The organism is Mesorhizobium sp. HAY1-8B (assembly GCF_056868045.1).
Window position 1 is genome coordinate 3,903,597 of the sequence record NZ_CP200321.1, and the last position, 15,389, is coordinate 3,918,985.

Sequence of the window (15,389 nt, forward strand, 5' to 3'; positions counted from 1 at the left end):
CCAAAAAAGCCCGCGGGGAGCGATCCCCGCGGGCTTTTCATTTGATGCGTCAGCCTTCGACGGGATTTCAACCGCCGCTGGCGTTCGTGCCCGGGCGGCTGCCGTAGATCTCCGACAGTCCCTGCACACCCGGCTCGCGCTCGGGCGTTGGCGGGAGGCCGCGAATCTCGCGCAGCAGCACGACGAATGCACCGCGTTTGTGTCGATGACGGAAGGACCGCGCCCTGGGGTGAATGCCGCAAGCGGCGAGCAATCTGCGCCTGAGATAGGTGGCTCTTGTCGAGCGAGGCGGTCCGTCAGCACCGGCAAGCACCCTCACACGCAAGGTGTTGGCGTCTCCATTGCCGCGACGAGCCCTTTCGTCGCAAGGTCTTGGCCATAGCCCCGGCGGTTGCCGGAGTGCAGCTTGAGCACGGTCAGATGCGGCATCGTCGCGATGACCGCGTCCTTTCGCCAGGACCGGAAGAGCCAGTCTTGCGAGGCCTCGCAAGAGCACTGGCTGGCAGGGCGCCAGGGGCCGAGCCCAGTCCAGCGATGTCAGCCGGACCACCTGCGACGAGCCAAACCCTACCGTGTCAACGGGATCGTAGAATCCACCCTTGCCGACGCCGAAGATCGAGTTGTTGACGGGAACGCCTTCGAGGGGCGGTTGTTCGACAACGACGCCTCTTGTGCCGGTGGCCATCCAGCCCTCCGACGCTGCGCGTTCGCCACCGCTCATTTTCAAAAAGCCCCAAAGCCCGGGGGATTTGAAACGGGCTTGCCCATTGCTGGCGATCTGGCCTTTCCTTGGCCAAACAAAAACCCGTGAGATCGCTCCCACGGGTTTTCGGTCGCCTGAGATGTTGCTGCTTTCCGAAAGGAAGCAGGGTTCTGATAGTCAGGGAGTGCCGCCGCCGGGGATGCCGGGCGCCAGCTTGCTGGCGCCGTTGATGATCTGGCTGAGGAAGTTCTGGTCCTTGCCGCCGGTCGGCGTGGTGCGCGAGATGAAGTCGAAGATCTTGCCGTCCTTCAAGCCATAATTGGCGATCTGGGTGACGCGGCCATCGGCGCCGAAATAGACCGCGAGCACCTTCTGGTCGACAAGCCTGGGCTTGTCGAAGGCGACATAGCGCTTGCGCGTTTGCGAAATGTAATAAAACGCCTCGTTGTCGAAAGTGGCCGTCGTCGACGGCGTGCCAAGCGCCAGAAGCACCTGCTCGCGGCTGGAGCCGACGGGCACCGAATCGACGGCCTGCTGGTCGTAGACATACCCTTGCGTGAGCGTCTCGCTCGGACTGAGGTCGCCGAACATCTTGTTGGTATGACATGCCGAGAGCGCCGATATGACGAGCAGCAGCGAGATCGCGCCAGCAGGCCTGGACGAGAAGGTCGACTTGAAATTCAGCGCGCGCAACAACAATTCTCCATTATATCGCCGCAACTTGCGCTGGGCCGCAAAACCGGTAAACCAGCTTGCCTGCCGATGCAACAAGGCCAATTCAACAAACGGTCCCCGGAGACCATCCCCATGTTCCAGCGCCTTTTTGGTCGCGAACGCCACGCCAACCGCGCCATCACCGACGCGCTCTACGCACAAATCGTGGCAGCGGCGCGGCAGACTGTATTTTATTCCCACTGGAATGTACCGGATACGCCGCTCGGCCGTTTCGAGATGCTTTCGCTGCATATGTTCCTGTTCCAGCATCGCTTGCGCGGTGAAGACGGCGTGGCGCAGGAGATCGCCCAGGTGCTGATCGACGAGTTCTTCCTCGACGTCGATCATTCGCTGCGGGAGCTGGGCATTGGCGATGTGGGCGTGCCCAAACGCATGAAGAAACTGGCGAAGATGTTTTATGGCCGTACCGCCGCCTATGATGATGCGCTGGAAAGAAACGACCACGATGGGCTGACCGCGGCACTTGCCCGCAATGTCCGGCCCGACACCGGCGCGTGGCCCGAGGCATCGCAATTGGCCGACTATGTCGTCGACGCTTGCCGGCAACTGGCCGCTCAGCCGTCCGAATCAATCGTTTCCGGTACGGCAACGTTTCCGCTCGCCAGGGGAGGTGCTTGATGAAACACGCTGACACGCGAAGCCCGGTATCGTTTTTCGCCAATGTCGCCCGGCTGCCGCAGAAGGGCCTGCCCGTGGTGATCGAGGCCGATGCCGCCCAGCGCGCGGCGCTCGCCGGGGAGCACGGGCTGCTTTCGGTGGAAGCCTATCGTGCGGAGCTTCTGGTGGCGTCCTGGAAGCGCAATGGCGTGAAGGTCAGCGGCCGTGTCGAGGCCGACATCACCCAGGCCTGCATCGTCACGCTCGATCCGGTCCAGGCGCATATCGACGAGCCGGTCGAGGCGCTGCTGTTGCCCGAGGACTCCAAGCTCGGACGGCAGGGGTTCGAAGGCGGCGGCGAGATACTTCTCGATGCGGACGGGCCCGACAGTCCCGAAACATTTTCCGGTGACACCATCGATGTCGGGGCACTCGCCGAACAGTTCTTCGGATTGGCGATCGACCCTTATCCGCGCAAGCCGGGCGCGTCGCTGGACGCCGTCGGCAGGACCGAAGCGGCTGAGAATGAATTTCAGCAAAAACTGCGATCCTTGCTGGGAAAATCCTGAAAACCTCGCCCGCGATGGAAAAGTCGGTTGTGTGAAAACCCAAAACCGCTATTTTCGCCGAACCTTCGCGATCACTAAAGCGACCTGCCGCATAACCGTGAGATAAATACCGCGTGATCAGGATTTCCATCGATGCCATGGGCGGCGATCACGGACCAGCCGTGGTCATTCCGGCGCTCATGACGGTCGCGACCCGCCGTCCCGACATCCGCTTCGTCATCTACGGGCGTGAGGAACTGGTGCGCCCCGAACTGGCCAAGTTCCCCAAGCTGGCCGAGGTGAGCGAATTCTTCCACTGCGAGATCGCGGTCAGGATGGACGACAAGCCCAGCCAGGCGCTGCGCCATGGCCGCTGGAAGTCGTCGATGTGGAAGGCGGTCGAAGCGGTCAAGTCGGGTGCCGCGGACGCTTGCATCTCCGCCGGCAACACAGGCGCGTTGATGGCGATGTCGAAATTCTGCCTGCGCACCATGGCCACCATCGATCGCCCGGCGATCGCGGCATTGTGGCCGACATTGCGCGGCGAAAGCGTGGTTCTGGACGTCGGCGCCACCATCGGCGCCGACGCCCAACAACTCATCGATTTTGCCATTCTCGGCACCGGCATGGCGCGCGCCGTGTTCGGCATCGCCCGACCGACGGTTGGCCTGCTCAATGTCGGCGTGGAAGAGATCAAGGGCCAGGAAGAGGTCAAGGAAGCAGGACGCATGCTGCGCGAGGCCAACATGGCCTCGATGAACTATCATGGCTTTGTCGAAGGCGACGATATCGGCAAGGGCACGGTCGACGTGGTGGTGACCGAAGGCTTCGCCGGCAATATCGCGCTGAAGACGGCGGAAGGCACCGCGCGCCAGATCGCAGGTTATCTGCGCGCCGCCATGAGCCGTACCCTGATGGCCAAGATCGGCTATGTCTTCGCCAAAAGCGCCTTCGATCGCCTGCGCGAAAAGATGGATGTCGGCCGCTCCAATGGCGGCGTTTTCCTGGGGTTGAGCGGCATCGTCGTCAAAAGCCATGGCGGTGCCGATTCGGACGGGTTCGCCGCCGCGATCGAACTCGGCTACGACATGGTTCGCAACAATCTGCTTGACCGGATCGAGGCCGACCTCGACCTGTTTCATGCGCGCAACCCGCGTGCCCTGTCATCTAGGAAATCCGACGTCGTTACCGACGCGAAGGAATAGGAAAGAACTTTGATCAGATCAGTCGTGCGCGGCACGGGCGCCGCGCTGCCCCGCCGCATCATGAAGAATGCCGATTTCGAGGGCATGGTCGAAACCTCGGACGAGTGGATTGCCCAGCGCACTGGCATCCGCCAGCGTCATATCGCGGCCGACGACGAGACGACGGCTTCCCTGGGCGAGGCCGCGGCCCGTGCCGCCCTTGCAAATGCCGGGCTGACGCCGGACGACATCGACCTGATCGTGCTGGCGACGTCGACGCCCAACAACACATTCCCGGCCACTGCTGTCGAGATCCAGAACAGGCTCGGCATGCATCACGGCTTTGCCTTCGACATGCAGGCGGTGTGCTCGGGCTTCGTCTATGCGGTGACGACAGCCGATCTCTATATCCGTGGCGGCTTCGCCAAGCGCGTGCTGGTCATCGGCTCGGAAACATTCTCGCGCATCCTCGACTGGAATGACCGCTCGACCTGCGTTTTGTTCGGCGACGGCGCCGGCGCCCTGGTCCTGGAAGCAGGCGAGGGGGCTGGCACGATTGCCGACCATGGCGTTCTGGCGGCCAGCCTGCGCTCTGACGGCGCGCACAAGGACAAGCTTTTCGTCGACGGCGGACCGTCAACGACGGGAACGGTCGGCCACCTCAGGATGGAAGGCCGCGAGGTCTTCAAGCACGCGGTCGGCATGATCACCGACGTTATCGAGGCGACCTTCTCGGCCGCGGGCATCACCGCTGACGATCTCGACTGGTTCGTGCCGCACCAGGCCAATAAACGAATTATTGACGCTTCCGCCAGGAAGCTCGGGATAGCCGAGCAAAAGGTGGTGGTTACGGTCGATTTGCACGGTAACACCTCGGCTGCTTCCGTGCCGCTGGCGCTGTCGGTGGCCGTTGCCGATGGTCGCATCAAGAAGGGAGACCTCGTTCTCCTGGAAGCGATGGGCGGGGGCTTCACCTGGGGTGCTGTTCTGGTTCGCTGGTAAGTGCCGAACGGGTCGGTTTCGGTCCTTGACCTTGCCGGATCAATTACTTAGGCTCAGCCGTTGTTGTGCCGATTTTATGTTTGAGCTGATGGGACGGTCGCATGGGGGAAAGACACTTACGCGTGCCGACCTTGCGGAGGCCGTCTATCGAAAGGTCGGTCTGTCGCGCACTGAATCCGCCGAACTCGTCGAAGCCGTGCTGGACGAAATCTGCGAAGCCATCGTGCGTGGCGAGACGGTCAAGCTGTCGTCCTTCGCGACGTTTCATGTCCGCTCCAAGAACGAGCGCATCGGGCGCAATCCCAAGACCGGTGAAGAGGTGCCGATCCTGCCGCGTCGGGTGATGACCTTCAAATCGTCCAACGTGCTGAAGAACCGCATCTTGCGCTCGCATCAGAACAGCAAGGCCAAGGGCGGCAAATAGCCTCCGTTGGCGTTGAAAACCGGCGCCGCCATGACGCCGGGCTTGAATATTGCTTCACAAACCGCTGAAATAAGGTCCAATTCGGCAGCATGGCCGGATTGGTGTTTCGCGTATGGTCCATTCCGCGCAACCGGAATGAGTTTTTCTCTTTGGTGAGCCTGATCTCGCTGAGTACCGTTCCGGATCACGCTCCAGCGTGAGGATTTCGCCCATGGACAAGAGCCCTGACGCCTTCCGCACAATCAGCGAGGTCGCTGAAGATCTCGACCTGCCCCAGCATGTGCTGCGTTTCTGGGAGACGCGCTTCAACCAGATCAAGCCGATGAAGCGCGGCGGCGGCCGTCGCTACTACCGGCCGCAGGACGTCGAACTGATCAAGGGCATCCGCCACATGCTCTACGACCAGGGCTACACGATCAAGGGTGTGCAGAAGCTGCTGCGCGAAAACGGCAATCATTTCCTGGTCGCCATCGGCAATGGTGACATGGCCGCCGTCGAGGCGATCTCGCAACGGAAGCAGGCCGATCAGGTGCCGCTGACACCGGCGGCGCAGCCGCGCGGTGGAGATGATGAACTGGTTGGCCAGCCGAGGGTCAAGCCCAGCCGCCGCTTTTTTGGCCTGGGCAAGAGCGACGAGGAAGGTCCGGTTCAGCCGGACGCGTCGAAACTCTCGCGCGACAACCGCGCGCTGCTGCAGGAGGCGCTGTTCGATCTGCTGGAATGCAAGCGTCTGCTTGACCAGGTGCGCTGACCGCCGCACGCGTTTTGAAGCCTTTGGGCCGGAACTCGCCTTCGGGTGAGGCGTTACGTTTCCTTCTGCGAGACATCGTTCAGCAAGACAAGGAAACGCATGATGGCATCATTCTCAACTCTTTCGGACATCGACCTCGAAAAGCAGGTCGCGGCCCTCTCAAGGGAACTCGCGGCGTTGCGCAAGGCAATGTCAAAACGGGGTGGCACTTACTATGAAGACGGCCGCGATGCCGCTCTTGATACATATTCGGATCTTGCCGGACGTCTGCGGGATGCCATGCCGGCAATCCGCAAGCAGGGCAGGGTGATCGAGAAATCGGCCCGCGACCATCCGGCGGCCGCCGCCGCGGTCGGCCTTGTGGTACTCGGCCTGGTCGCCAGCCTGCTTTTCAGCCGGCGCTGAGGAGCCCTCTGGTCATAAGACAAGGGATTCAATCAAGAAAAATGGCGGTCGACCCCGAAAGGAGAGCCGCCATTCTTATTGCCATCAGGTGGTTACTTGGCGAGCTTGATCTTGGCCTGGGGTGAAACCTGCGCGGTCTGGCTGCATTTGCCATAGACCGTGCCGTTCTTGTCGGTGGCGTCCGTATAGGTGCCCTTGCACTCGATCGAGAGTACCAGACAGTGGCCTGCGCCCTTGCAAACAGCGCCGCCGTCGCCAGTGGGGTGCGTGCCATTGGCGAAGGCCGAATTCGTCATCGACATCGAGCCGATCGCCGAGAATGCGATGGCGCCGGCAAGCGAGAGGCGCTTGAAGTTCGAGTTGGTGGTCATTTCTGCATTTCCTTCGGTTTGATTGGGGATCGCCTTGCCGGCGTCCATGCAGGCTTAGTGAGCTGCTCGAAGGAAAGGTTCATGGGGTAGTTGCAGAAAAAAGCGCTGCCGATTCCGGCGGCTTCATCAGGGGCGCCGCGCGGCGTCGGCCTGGTCATTTGCAATGTTGCCCCGGCATCTGGCGCGAAGCGCGTCGGCATAGAGGCGCACAGCCCCGTTGTGAGGTCGGCGCAGGAAGGCGGATCGGTCGAGCCGCCAGAGCCGCTCGATTTCGCGGGCGAACGCCGGATGACCACCACGGCGCCGGTCAGCAGACCCGGCGGGATGTCGGTAGCGTCGCGCCCGCACCAGAGCGTCTTCGGTATGGGGATCCCGGGGCAGGCTCCACGGATATGAGCCTTGGCCGCCAGCTTGTCGGTCAGCGTCACGAACAGCGGGTTGCGATCGAGAATCTTTTGCCAAAGCAACAGTTCATGGTAGCGCACGGGCGCGGCCGGATTGGGCAGATAGCCCAGTTTTATGAAGAACCGCACGATAAGGGCAGGGTGGCGAAGTGTGAGCCACTATCGGGCAACCGACAGGACAAGGCGGTCTGTCCGGGAGAGGTCGGCCTTGGCCGTCATCGGGATACCTGGCCTGTTCGCGAAAGCCTGATCCGGTACAGCTGCCGGTCAGAAACATCCCTTGCCGTATCGCGATTTGGCGCGGCGTGAAAGTCTCGCCTCTCGAGGTATTGGATTGGCGCCGAAATCCTGGCCAGCAGTGTCGTCAGGCGAAATCCGATGGGCCCGGTTCATGTCGGGTCTGGCAGCGCATGACCAAGAGAAGACCAGCCTTGAACAGGAGGCCAAGGCCGGTCTTCTCGTTGGCAGTGCGGTGTCAGGCCTTCTTCATCGTCTTCATGTGGTGGTGGTGATGATGGCGGTGATGGCGGTGATGATGACGATAGTGGTGATGATGACGATGATGCTTCGCCATCGGGGCCGCATCCGCGCTGGTCACGCCGATAGCCGGCACCGTGAAAGCAACTGCAACTGCAAGCCCGAGAGCCGAGAGGAGGTACTTCTTCATGGATCGTTTCCTTTTTTCGCAGGCAGATATAAATCGGGTCGATAGCCCGACCGCCGCGCATGGGATTACGCTCCCGAATTTTTTCGTCAGTATTTCCCGATTGTAGAATTTTGTTTCTGGACTGTTTCCGAAGAAGCCGGCTTTCCGACCATCAACACCAGGGCCGAAAAGCCGCGCTCTTCCGGCTGTTTGGCTACATCGGCGGGACCACGCCATTGTTTCCCACCACGACACGGCTGGAACTCAGCGTCCCGTCAGCCTCTCGCTGGGCGGTCACGAAAACCGTTGCGCCTGGCTTGAGATCGGTCGGCGTGGCCGGGGCAAAGGTCACGACAGGCGTGCTGTCGGGGATCGAAATCTTCTTGGTCTGCCCATTGTCGTAGGTCAGCGTCACGGCTCGCCCGCTTATGTCGGTAACGTCCGCCACCGTGCCGTTGGTCATGCGGCTGTTCGGCTGCAGGTCCCACGGGCGGTCACCCTCGCCGGTGCCTTTCAAGGCAGCGGGGAAAATCACGACTTCGAGCGCCCCGCTGCCGCCATCCGCCTTTGAAACGGAAGCGATGCCGAGGAAGTCGCCCTGCTTGATGTCCTTTTCGGAGGCACTGGCGACGCCCGAGATCTTCCAGCCGGTATTGAGCTTGATCGCGGAGGTGTCACCCTGGCGGGTTTTGACGGTGAGCAGTGAGGGCTCGAAGCTGATCACAGTACCACGAACGCGCAACGCGTCCGCCGCTTGAGCGGTCGCCGCTCCGGCGATGAAAAGACTGGAGATCGTGCCGAGCACGAGGAGGGATGTCTTGACGTTCATTGCAGATATCCTTCTGGGAATGGGCTGGCTGGAACCGGATGGTTTTCACGCCAGTGCATCAGAACAACGAACAGGTGGGCCTAAACCTCCGAGCAAAAAGGTGCCGGGTGTTCAAAAGAACTTGATGGCGCCGATGTGCGTAAGCCGCCGCGAAGGCGTCCGGTTCACGATAGCGTGACGGTCCGTTTGGCTCTTGGCAAATCATCGGCGAGCGGGCATGTTCCTGCTCGTCTCAGGCAACACTCCATTTTTGATCAAGACGCTTTCAGCCACCGGAGTTGCCAATGCCCAACAATGCAAAAAGCCATGCCCTCTCCGAACCGTTAGCCAGTGAGATCGGGCACGATTACAGCACCCTCAGAGCCATGCGGGAAACCCGCGGATACAGCGTGGAAGAGCTTTCCTTGACCTGCGGCCTCTCGGTCGGCGAGATCGAGGATATGGAGAACGGCCGGGCGGCCGATCCGTCGAAGCTGCGTCGTATTGCGTCCGCGCTTCGCATGCCGCAGGAGGCTCTCATCGCTTCCGCCGCGCCGACGCCGGCCGCGCAAGGCGGACCCTTGGCATAGACCAGCCCCAGGCATGCAAGAGAACCCGCCAAGGCCCGCTTGGCGGGTTTCTTGTTGATGCCATGGTGTTCTCAGGCAGGCCGGGCTTGCCGATTTGTGGATCGCACGTGTTTATACCTGCGGCATCCAAATCTGCGCCAATCGCGTCCGCCGTGCATCGGCTTTGAATCATGGGTTTTCTGACATGAGCCTGGACTCTGTTCGTGCCTTCTTCGCCGCTCATGCGCCCGACATCGAGGTCCTCGTCACGCAAGCAAGTTCGGCGACGGTGATGCTGGCGGCGGAGGCGCATGGCGTCCTTCCGGCGCAGATCGCCAAGACGATCTGCCTGCGCGTCGGCGAGCGGACCATGCTGGTCGTGACCAGCGGCATCGCCAGACTGGACAACCGCAAGTTCAAGGACCGGTTCGGCGGCAAGCCGCGCATGCTGGACGCGGAGGAAGTTGTGGCTGCCACGAGCCATCCGGTTGGCGGTGTTTGCCCGTTCGGCTTGCCGGCGCCGCTGCCGGTCTACTGCGACGTTTCGCTGCGCGAATTCGATGAGGTGGTGCCGGCCGCCGGCGCCACCAACGCCGCGGTACGGATCGCTCCGCGGCGCATGGTCGATCTTATCGGTGCGGAATGGGTCGATGTGTGCCAGGGTTAAGGTAGGACACTGACGCAGCCGGCCTCCATTATCTCACAATCTACCTGCAAGATAGTCGCGGAATTCGGTTGACCGGAGCGGGGTTATCACGATACATCGCGACCGGTCCGGAGTGTAGCGCAGCCCGGTAGCGCACTTGACTGGGGGGCGGTGGCTCTCAGCCGGCTTTCCCGAAGTTTTTCAACGACTTGCCAGTCTCTCCGCCTGCTTCCGTGGTACTTTCCGTGGGACTTGCCGCTTCAAGCGCGTTCAGCACATCGTCCATCATCGCGTGGGCGTATTTCGTCGTCGTCTTGATGTCCTCGTGGCCGAGCAGCTGCTGCACGACCTTCAGATTGCTCTTGCGCAGCACGCGTGTCGCGGCGGTGTGGCGCGTGTCGTGGAAGTGGAAATCCTTGACGCCGGCCTTTGGCACGGCGCGCCGCATGGCGATCTTCAGTCCGGCTTCCGTCAGCGGGTAGCGGCTGCCCTTGACGAGGGTGCGATCGGCCATCTTCACCGTCCTGGCGGCGACATAAGTGAAAACCTTCTCGGCATGAAAATTCTGCTGCGCCCACAGGATCTCGAACGTCCGCTTCGTCATCGGAATCGATCGCGGCTTGTTGCCCTTGCCGATGACGGTGAAACGGCGCCCGAAAAAGTCGACACGCGACCATTCCAGCCCAAGGATCTCCATGCGCCGGCAGCCGTTGAGGAAGGCGAATTCCACGGCGACGTCATAGCCGCGCGCCAGCTCGGCCATGATCGCGGCCTCTTCGCCGGTCGAGGCCTCGCGCACGCGCTCCTTGGGTTCGGCAAGCAGGTGCTTCGACCAGTCAACGTCGGCCGTCCTGGCGCCCCATAGCTTTTCGGCGCGCAGGATGATCTCTCGCAAGGGCTGGGTGACCGTGCGGTTGACCGTGGCGGGGCTTATCCGCCGGCGCCGCTCCGGTGTCAGGTATTTCCGGCCGGGCTTGCGCTGCGACGGCACGAATTCGCCGCGGCGCCTGGCCACCATGGCGGCGACTTTCTCGTCGTTGATGTTCTGCAGCAGAAAATCAGGGCCGAAATGGGCGACCAGCCAGGCCATCGACCATTCGGTGTTCTTCCAGTTTTCGTGGTTCTGTCCGACCTCGAGCCAGTAGCGGCTGGTGGCGATGGCCACCGTCATGTTGGGATCGGAAAAGGCCTGCTCGACGGCGATCGTCGCCTTGGCCTCGGCCTTCCTGGCCTTCTCTACTTCCCGCGCTTCCCGCTTTGACGTGCAGCCCGTTGAGCCTGAAAATCGACGACCCTGTAGTTTGAAGTCGTAGGTGTAGGCGCCGTCCTTGGCGTCGGCCCTGATGTAGACGGACATGTTGCGGTCTTCTTTCTCTTCGCCTTCCAGGCAATGAGGTCGTCAAGCTCGTACCGTGGCGTCTCTCGTTTCTTTCCCAGACCGACGTTGATGTAGGGGATTTCGCCCGATTTTCGCATGGCGCGCAAGGTGTCTTCGCCGATGCCCAGTTCGGCGCAAGCCTCTTCGGGTTTCAGGAGCGGCATGATCGCACCGCGCGGTAGAGGTGCCCGGCCCATGCGCCGGTCCCCTTCCAGTAGACGGCCATCGGCCCCTTGTTCTTGCGCCAGCTTTCCTGCGCCTTGGCGCGCGCCACGGTCCTGATGTCTTTCAGGAGTGCTGTCAGCGCTTCGCGTGCTTCCGGCGGCAAATCCTTGAGAAGCGCCGCAGCGGGTAGTGCGAGGACCGGGTTGCGGACATCAGGGCGCAGGGAGCGGTCGGTAACAGCCATGTCAGGCGCTCCCGCCCATGGCCTGCGGGCGGGTGACGAAGACTTCGTAATCGTCATCGTCGCGCGTCGTCGCCCACTCTATACGCCGGAGAACCGTTGCCATGATGTCTTCGCCCGCGTCGCCGGCGAAGCCGCGCGCGAAATTCTCGACCAGGCCGCCGAGAACGCGGGAGCCGGCGTCGAGCAACACATCGGCGCTGGTGCCGGCGTTGAGTTCGTCGGCGATGAAAAGCGCGAACTGCACGGATGCCTCGATCGCGCGCGCCTGGCACGCCAACACCGGGTTGCCGGCGATCATCTCTCCGGGGATGTTGGAAAAGGTTTCGCGCAACACCTTCTCGAAGGCGGCACGGTTGATATGGCCGTTGAAATGGTCAGCCATTGGCGACATCCTTTGCGCGCTTGATCTTCGAAATCTGGGCGGAATGGCCGGCCTGCGCCGCCTTGGCGGCGGCTTCCTTCGGCGTCTCGGCGTCGATGACCACGGTGCGTCCGTCGGCGAAGTGGATGCGGAACGCGGTCATCAGCGCAGCCCCACATAAAGCAGGCCGGCGCCGATGACGGCGACGGCGAGGACCACGCCGCTGAGGATCCTGCGCGCCATCGGCGATTCCGCTGGCGCAAGGTCAATGCAGTCGTCGCCGCACAGGCAATCGGGCCAGCGCTTGCAGACGAGCTGTTGTCTGCCGCCGGGCGGAACGGTCATGTGCTCGAGGCTGCGAGGCACGTGGTTCAGCCGCGCGGTCATGTCGGCAGCACCCAGCCGAGCAGGACGAACGGCATGGCGAACATCACCACGCAGGCGAAGGTGAGGCCGGCCGCGCCGTCGCCGCCAATGGCGACGGGGCCACGGCGCAGCTCGGCCAGGATCTGCGACGGCTTGCGGCCGGCGAGGATCTGGCGGCTGATCCACGCCTCGGCCTCGCGCGACTTGGCGGCCTCGGCGATGAGAGCATGGGCAAAGCTTGCCATGGCCGTCAGCCCTGATGCCGGACGGCGCGCGATTTGGCCAGGTCCGACGCTTCCGGGCCATGTTCCTTGATCTCGGCGCGGGTGAAGTCGGAATGCTCGGCCAGGCTGTCTGACGTGACGGCGGTGCCGTTCATGCCCATTTCCAGCATCTTGTCGGCCATACGCTCGACGATGCTTTTGGCGGTGATGATGGCGGCCGGGACGGTCGGTGCCGGGCGCTGCTGTGTGGTGATCATGGGTCTTGCCTCCAATCGCGGAATTGCGATTGGAGGTGAAAAGTAGGTAAAGCCTACCTGTTTGTCAACGAGAAAGTAGGCAATGCCTACCTACTCCGGTTTACCATCGGGCTTTTCAGTGAATCGGGTTGCCGAAATATCTTGCCATCTGATCTGGAATTCACCGTTGGGCGTTTGCACGTGGATGAACTCCTCTCCGCTGTGGAGGTAGTTCTCGCCGTCCAAGTGACCTCGCCATACTTGAGGTGAGGGCCGTTCGATGTATCGGATGTTCTGGATTTTGATGAATTGACCATCGTTCTCCACTAGGTGGTCGAATTGCCGCTCAGCCTTCTGAAGGACTTCGACAGCCTGCTTTTGAGTGACGTTTGAAAGGAATCCGGAGATAAGCGAGACCGCTGCGGCCTCGGCTGCGAAGGTCAGGCTTGGCGTGCCCGCAACGCCCAGCATGTTGCCAGAACCGCCCAAAGCCTTCGCCCCTTGGATTCGCATCCTCTGTATTTCGGAAATTGCATCTGCTGGGAACATTTTCACCGCAAGTACTTCCAGCCAGCTGCCTGACGACAGCATGATCCGCATTGAGGTTTGGCGCGGCATCACCTTTTTGCTGAACGTCGGTGCGGTCGTATTGGGCCCGATGAGCTTATTGATGGCGTCATTAATCGCGGTGAATGCTTCCTGAGCCTTCAGCTTGTAAAAGACGGTTCCTGCCAGCCCATCTATGGCTGTGACCTTCGAACGTATCTGAAGATTGCCTTCGCCGAAGGTAGCTGCTGGCCGAAAATGGGTCTCAGAAACTTCTGTTATTGGCACGACAGCCGTGACCTGACCGGCTCTTCGCACCAGAATTCTGTCCGGGAGTAGCTCGATCGAGCCGTCGCTTCCTTCCGCCCTCATTAACGCAAACCTACATCTGTGAGAATCTTCCGACCACACGTCCAACAATGTGGAATTGATCGGCGTCAAGCGTCTCGAACTTGTCAGGCGTTGCTTCGGAAATAATCCTGAATTTAGCTGGGTTCGAGCTGGTGACCTTTTGCACCGTTTTCACGCGCAGGATCGTGTCGCCATCGTCGATCACGTAAACGGCGTCACCCATCCAAATATTCTGAGAGGTGTCGACAAGAACGCGATCATTTGCTCGCAACACCGGCTCCATGGACTGACCCACAACCGGGAGGATGATCACTTCCGAAGGCCTGGCTCCAAGGCCATTGCGGATGTACCCATTGGGTATAACCCATTCATTCACTACAGGATGTCCCGTCGCAATACCTTGCGAAGATATCCGGACGCCGCGGTCGTCGTCGACGGCACCAAGACCAGCGCCAGCCCGGGCCGCGATCTCAGGCAATCCACCTGGCCACCGAGCATTGAAACTCAACTTGCCGTCGACCAGGCCTGCTCCGTCGCCTGTCCAGTCGCTGTCGTCATTGGCCGCTTCCGCCGCATCCGGATCGAACGACGAAATCAGGCTCTTCTCACCCTTCTTTATGGGGATTGGCGGTTCGCCATCGCCGTCCACAAGCCATGCGATCGAAGTTCGGTAGAGGCGCTCCAATATGGGAAATTTGTCGATGTCGGGCTTTGTGGTGTCACTTTCCCACTGGCTGATGTTCACCCGTTGTATCCCGAAATGGGCTGCAACCTCATGCTGCTTGAGGTTTGCAGCATCCCGAGCAAATCGCAACCGCGCGCCAAGTGTCGAAAGTTCCATGCATGATTGGTAGGGAACGCCTACATAATTTGCACCTACGTAGGCGCTTGACAAAATAGTAGGCATTGCTTACCTCTGCGTTCCCATGATCGACATCGTGACGACAGCAGCGGAAAAGACGGGCGGTGTGGTGGCTCTGGCGAAGGCCTTGGGCATCAAGCACACAGCCTTGTATTCGTGGAACCGAGTGCCTGCCGAGCGTGTGCTCGACATCGAGCGAATCACCGGCGTCTCACGCCACCACCTTCGCCCCGATATCTTCGGCCCATCACCGAAGGCGGGGGAGGAGGCGGCATGATCAAGATGCGCATGTCTTCTCCTGTTCTCGCCGATCGTGGCGCGCGGCTTGCCGGCGTCGGCTTTTCCGATCGCCTTGTGCCGCGCTCGATAGCCGCCGCCGATTATGAATTCCCCACTGCGCCCCAAGCAGACCGCGCAGAGCCTGCCGCGCCGTCCGTTCCCCTCCCGGGCGGCGCGGCTTTTTCCCATTTCACAGAATCCTCCTGCGCACTTCGTGCCTCGGAGGACAGGTCGTCCTGTCCGTTGGCCCACACCGCCGGACAGGACACCGCGCCGGCGGTAATCACCCCTTCCGCCGGCGCGGATTCGAATAACGCGATCCATCTGCCCGACCATGTGATGGTCCTGGTGCGCGCGGTCGCGGCCTATGAGCGCTGCACGAACGAGCGCGCCGTGGCGCTGGCGCTGACCGAATACGCCACGATGATCGGGGCAGGGGCGCTGGCCCGTGCCGTTGCCGATCTCGGCGCGGCCGACGTGCCGGCGCATGGGCGCCAGGCGGCGAACCGATTCCGAGGTGGCGGACCATGAGTGCATCTGCTTGCGGGCCTCCATGAAGTAACGCCCGTACACTGAATCCTTTG

At 61.6% G+C, this 15,389-nt stretch carries 27 protein-coding genes and 1 pseudogene; 12 read left to right on the forward strand and 16 right to left on the reverse strand.

The window, feature by feature from the left end; all coding sequences use genetic code 11:
- Positions 1–67: 67 nt before the first annotated feature.
- Positions 68–685, reverse strand: a complete 618-nt coding sequence (locus AC1VON_RS18275) for a hypothetical protein (protein WP_483124412.1) — start codon at positions 683–685, stop codon at positions 68–70.
- Positions 686–880: 195 nt separating this feature from the next.
- Positions 881–1,396 carry an outer membrane protein assembly factor BamE gene (locus tag AC1VON_RS18280; RefSeq protein WP_483124413.1) on the reverse strand — a complete coding sequence of 172 codons (516 nt, stop codon included), beginning with the start codon at positions 1,394–1,396 and terminating at the stop codon, positions 881–883.
- A gap of 114 nt (positions 1,397–1,510) precedes the next feature.
- On the opposite strand from AC1VON_RS18280, the gene AC1VON_RS18285 reads away from it, so the two are divergent.
- The 7 genes from AC1VON_RS18285 (at position 1,511) to AC1VON_RS18315 (ending at position 6,349) form a co-directional block, all read left to right on the forward strand.
- Positions 1,511–2,056, forward strand: coding sequence for a ubiquinol-cytochrome C chaperone family protein (locus tag AC1VON_RS18285; protein WP_172350894.1), 546 nt, complete (start codon positions 1,511–1,513; stop codon positions 2,054–2,056).
- Positions 2,056–2,604, forward strand: coding sequence for a YceD family protein (locus AC1VON_RS18290; RefSeq protein WP_483124414.1), 549 nt, complete (start codon positions 2,056–2,058; stop codon positions 2,602–2,604). The genes AC1VON_RS18285 and AC1VON_RS18290 overlap by 1 nt, the downstream gene beginning before the upstream one ends.
- Positions 2,605–2,717: 113 nt before the next feature.
- Positions 2,718–3,788, forward strand: a complete 1,071-nt coding sequence (plsX, locus tag AC1VON_RS18295; protein WP_483124415.1) for a phosphate acyltransferase PlsX — start codon at positions 2,718–2,720, stop codon at positions 3,786–3,788.
- Positions 3,789–3,797: 9 nt separating this feature from the next.
- Positions 3,798–4,769 (forward strand): beta-ketoacyl-ACP synthase III, encoded by a 972-nt coding sequence (locus AC1VON_RS18300; protein WP_483124416.1) that lies wholly within the window; start codon positions 3,798–3,800, stop codon positions 4,767–4,769.
- Between the two features lie 88 nt (positions 4,770–4,857).
- Positions 4,858–5,193 carry an integration host factor subunit alpha gene (locus tag AC1VON_RS18305; protein ID WP_464610932.1) on the forward strand — a complete coding sequence of 112 codons (336 nt, stop codon included), beginning with the start codon at positions 4,858–4,860 and terminating at the stop codon, positions 5,191–5,193.
- A gap of 211 nt (positions 5,194–5,404) precedes the next feature.
- On the forward strand, positions 5,405–5,944 hold the full coding sequence (locus tag AC1VON_RS18310) for a MerR family transcriptional regulator (protein WP_027042329.1): 540 nt from the start codon (positions 5,405–5,407) through the stop codon (positions 5,942–5,944).
- Positions 5,945–6,046: 102 nt separating this feature from the next.
- Positions 6,047–6,349 carry a hypothetical protein gene (locus AC1VON_RS18315; protein WP_172350891.1) on the forward strand — a complete coding sequence of 101 codons (303 nt, stop codon included), beginning with the start codon at positions 6,047–6,049 and terminating at the stop codon, positions 6,347–6,349.
- A gap of 92 nt (positions 6,350–6,441) precedes the next feature.
- Here AC1VON_RS18315 and AC1VON_RS18320 read toward each other — a convergent pair whose 3' ends face one another.
- The 4 genes from AC1VON_RS18320 to AC1VON_RS18335 all read right to left on the reverse strand — a co-directional run bounded on the left by AC1VON_RS18320 (position 6,442) and on the right by AC1VON_RS18335 (position 8,599).
- Positions 6,442–6,720 carry a hypothetical protein gene (locus AC1VON_RS18320; protein ID WP_172350890.1) on the reverse strand — a complete coding sequence of 93 codons (279 nt, stop codon included), beginning with the start codon at positions 6,718–6,720 and terminating at the stop codon, positions 6,442–6,444.
- Positions 6,717–7,253: a hypothetical protein gene (locus AC1VON_RS18325; protein WP_483124417.1), complete on the reverse strand. Its 537-nt coding sequence runs from the start codon at positions 7,251–7,253 to the stop codon at positions 6,717–6,719. The genes AC1VON_RS18320 and AC1VON_RS18325 overlap by 4 nt, the downstream gene beginning before the upstream one ends.
- Before the next feature lie 346 nt (positions 7,254–7,599).
- Positions 7,600–7,791 carry a hypothetical protein gene (locus tag AC1VON_RS18330; RefSeq protein WP_483124418.1) on the reverse strand — a complete coding sequence of 64 codons (192 nt, stop codon included), beginning with the start codon at positions 7,789–7,791 and terminating at the stop codon, positions 7,600–7,602.
- Between the two features lie 193 nt (positions 7,792–7,984).
- Positions 7,985–8,599, reverse strand: coding sequence for a hypothetical protein (locus AC1VON_RS18335; RefSeq protein WP_172350887.1), 615 nt, complete (start codon positions 8,597–8,599; stop codon positions 7,985–7,987).
- Here AC1VON_RS18335 and AC1VON_RS18340 point away from each other — a divergent pair.
- The 3 genes from AC1VON_RS18340 to AC1VON_RS18350 all read left to right on the forward strand — a co-directional run bounded on the left by AC1VON_RS18340 (position 8,589) and on the right by AC1VON_RS18350 (position 9,814).
- Positions 8,589–8,777, forward strand: coding sequence for a hypothetical protein (locus AC1VON_RS18340; protein WP_172350886.1), 189 nt, complete (start codon positions 8,589–8,591; stop codon positions 8,775–8,777). The genes AC1VON_RS18335 and AC1VON_RS18340 overlap by 11 nt on opposite strands.
- A 106-nt stretch (positions 8,778–8,883) precedes the next feature.
- Complete coding sequence (locus tag AC1VON_RS18345) at positions 8,884–9,168, forward strand: helix-turn-helix domain-containing protein (protein WP_172350885.1); 285 nt, start codon at positions 8,884–8,886, stop codon at positions 9,166–9,168.
- Between the two features lie 184 nt (positions 9,169–9,352).
- Positions 9,353–9,814: a YbaK/EbsC family protein gene (locus tag AC1VON_RS18350; protein WP_172350884.1), complete on the forward strand. Its 462-nt coding sequence runs from the start codon at positions 9,353–9,355 to the stop codon at positions 9,812–9,814.
- Positions 9,815–9,971: 157 nt separating this feature from the next.
- On the opposite strand, the gene AC1VON_RS18355 is transcribed toward AC1VON_RS18350, so the two are convergent.
- The 10 genes and pseudogenes from AC1VON_RS18355 to AC1VON_RS18400 all read right to left on the reverse strand — a co-directional run bounded on the left by AC1VON_RS18355 (position 9,972) and on the right by AC1VON_RS18400 (position 14,505).
- Positions 9,972–11,150 (reverse strand): tyrosine-type recombinase/integrase, encoded by a 1,179-nt coding sequence (locus AC1VON_RS18355; RefSeq protein ID WP_483124419.1) that lies wholly within the window; start codon positions 11,148–11,150, stop codon positions 9,972–9,974.
- A 74-nt stretch (positions 11,151–11,224) separates the two neighbouring features.
- Positions 11,225–11,368: pseudogene (locus AC1VON_RS18360) on the reverse strand (helix-turn-helix domain-containing protein); the annotation flags it as partial.
- Positions 11,323–11,580 carry a hypothetical protein gene (locus tag AC1VON_RS18365; RefSeq protein ID WP_483124420.1) on the reverse strand — a complete coding sequence of 86 codons (258 nt, stop codon included), beginning with the start codon at positions 11,578–11,580 and terminating at the stop codon, positions 11,323–11,325. The gene AC1VON_RS18365 and the pseudogene AC1VON_RS18360, both read right to left, overlap by 46 nt.
- Before the next feature lies 1 nt (position 11,581).
- Entirely contained in the window at positions 11,582–11,962 is a 381-nt protein-coding gene (locus tag AC1VON_RS18370; protein ID WP_483124421.1) for a hypothetical protein, read from the reverse strand.
- Positions 11,955–12,104 carry a hypothetical protein gene (locus AC1VON_RS18375; protein WP_483124422.1) on the reverse strand — a complete coding sequence of 50 codons (150 nt, stop codon included), beginning with the start codon at positions 12,102–12,104 and terminating at the stop codon, positions 11,955–11,957. The genes AC1VON_RS18370 and AC1VON_RS18375 overlap by 8 nt, the downstream gene beginning before the upstream one ends.
- Positions 12,104–12,328, reverse strand: a complete 225-nt coding sequence (locus tag AC1VON_RS18380; protein ID WP_483124423.1) for a hypothetical protein — start codon at positions 12,326–12,328, stop codon at positions 12,104–12,106. The genes AC1VON_RS18375 and AC1VON_RS18380 overlap by 1 nt, the downstream gene beginning before the upstream one ends.
- Positions 12,325–12,552: a hypothetical protein gene (locus tag AC1VON_RS18385; protein ID WP_483124424.1), complete on the reverse strand. Its 228-nt coding sequence runs from the start codon at positions 12,550–12,552 to the stop codon at positions 12,325–12,327. Before AC1VON_RS18385 ends, AC1VON_RS18380 begins: the two co-directional genes overlap by 4 nt.
- A 5-nt stretch (positions 12,553–12,557) precedes the next feature.
- Positions 12,558–12,788: a hypothetical protein gene (locus AC1VON_RS18390; protein WP_483124425.1), complete on the reverse strand. Its 231-nt coding sequence runs from the start codon at positions 12,786–12,788 to the stop codon at positions 12,558–12,560.
- Positions 12,789–12,878: 90 nt separating this feature from the next.
- Positions 12,879–13,685 carry a hypothetical protein gene (locus tag AC1VON_RS18395; RefSeq protein ID WP_483124426.1) on the reverse strand — a complete coding sequence of 269 codons (807 nt, stop codon included), beginning with the start codon at positions 13,683–13,685 and terminating at the stop codon, positions 12,879–12,881.
- Positions 13,686–13,695: 10 nt separating this feature from the next.
- Positions 13,696–14,505, reverse strand: a complete 810-nt coding sequence (locus tag AC1VON_RS18400; protein WP_483124427.1) for an XRE family transcriptional regulator — start codon at positions 14,503–14,505, stop codon at positions 13,696–13,698.
- Positions 14,506–14,590: 85 nt separating this feature from the next.
- On the opposite strand from AC1VON_RS18400, the gene AC1VON_RS18405 reads away from it, so the two are divergent.
- A complete protein-coding gene (locus tag AC1VON_RS18405; RefSeq protein WP_483124428.1) occupies positions 14,591–14,803 on the forward strand; it encodes a Cro/CI family transcriptional regulator in 213 nt (70 codons plus the stop codon).
- On the forward strand, positions 14,800–15,336 hold the full coding sequence (locus AC1VON_RS18410) for a hypothetical protein (protein ID WP_483124429.1): 537 nt from the start codon (positions 14,800–14,802) through the stop codon (positions 15,334–15,336). Before AC1VON_RS18405 ends, AC1VON_RS18410 begins: the two co-directional genes overlap by 4 nt.
- Positions 15,337–15,389: the final 53 nt, after the last annotated feature.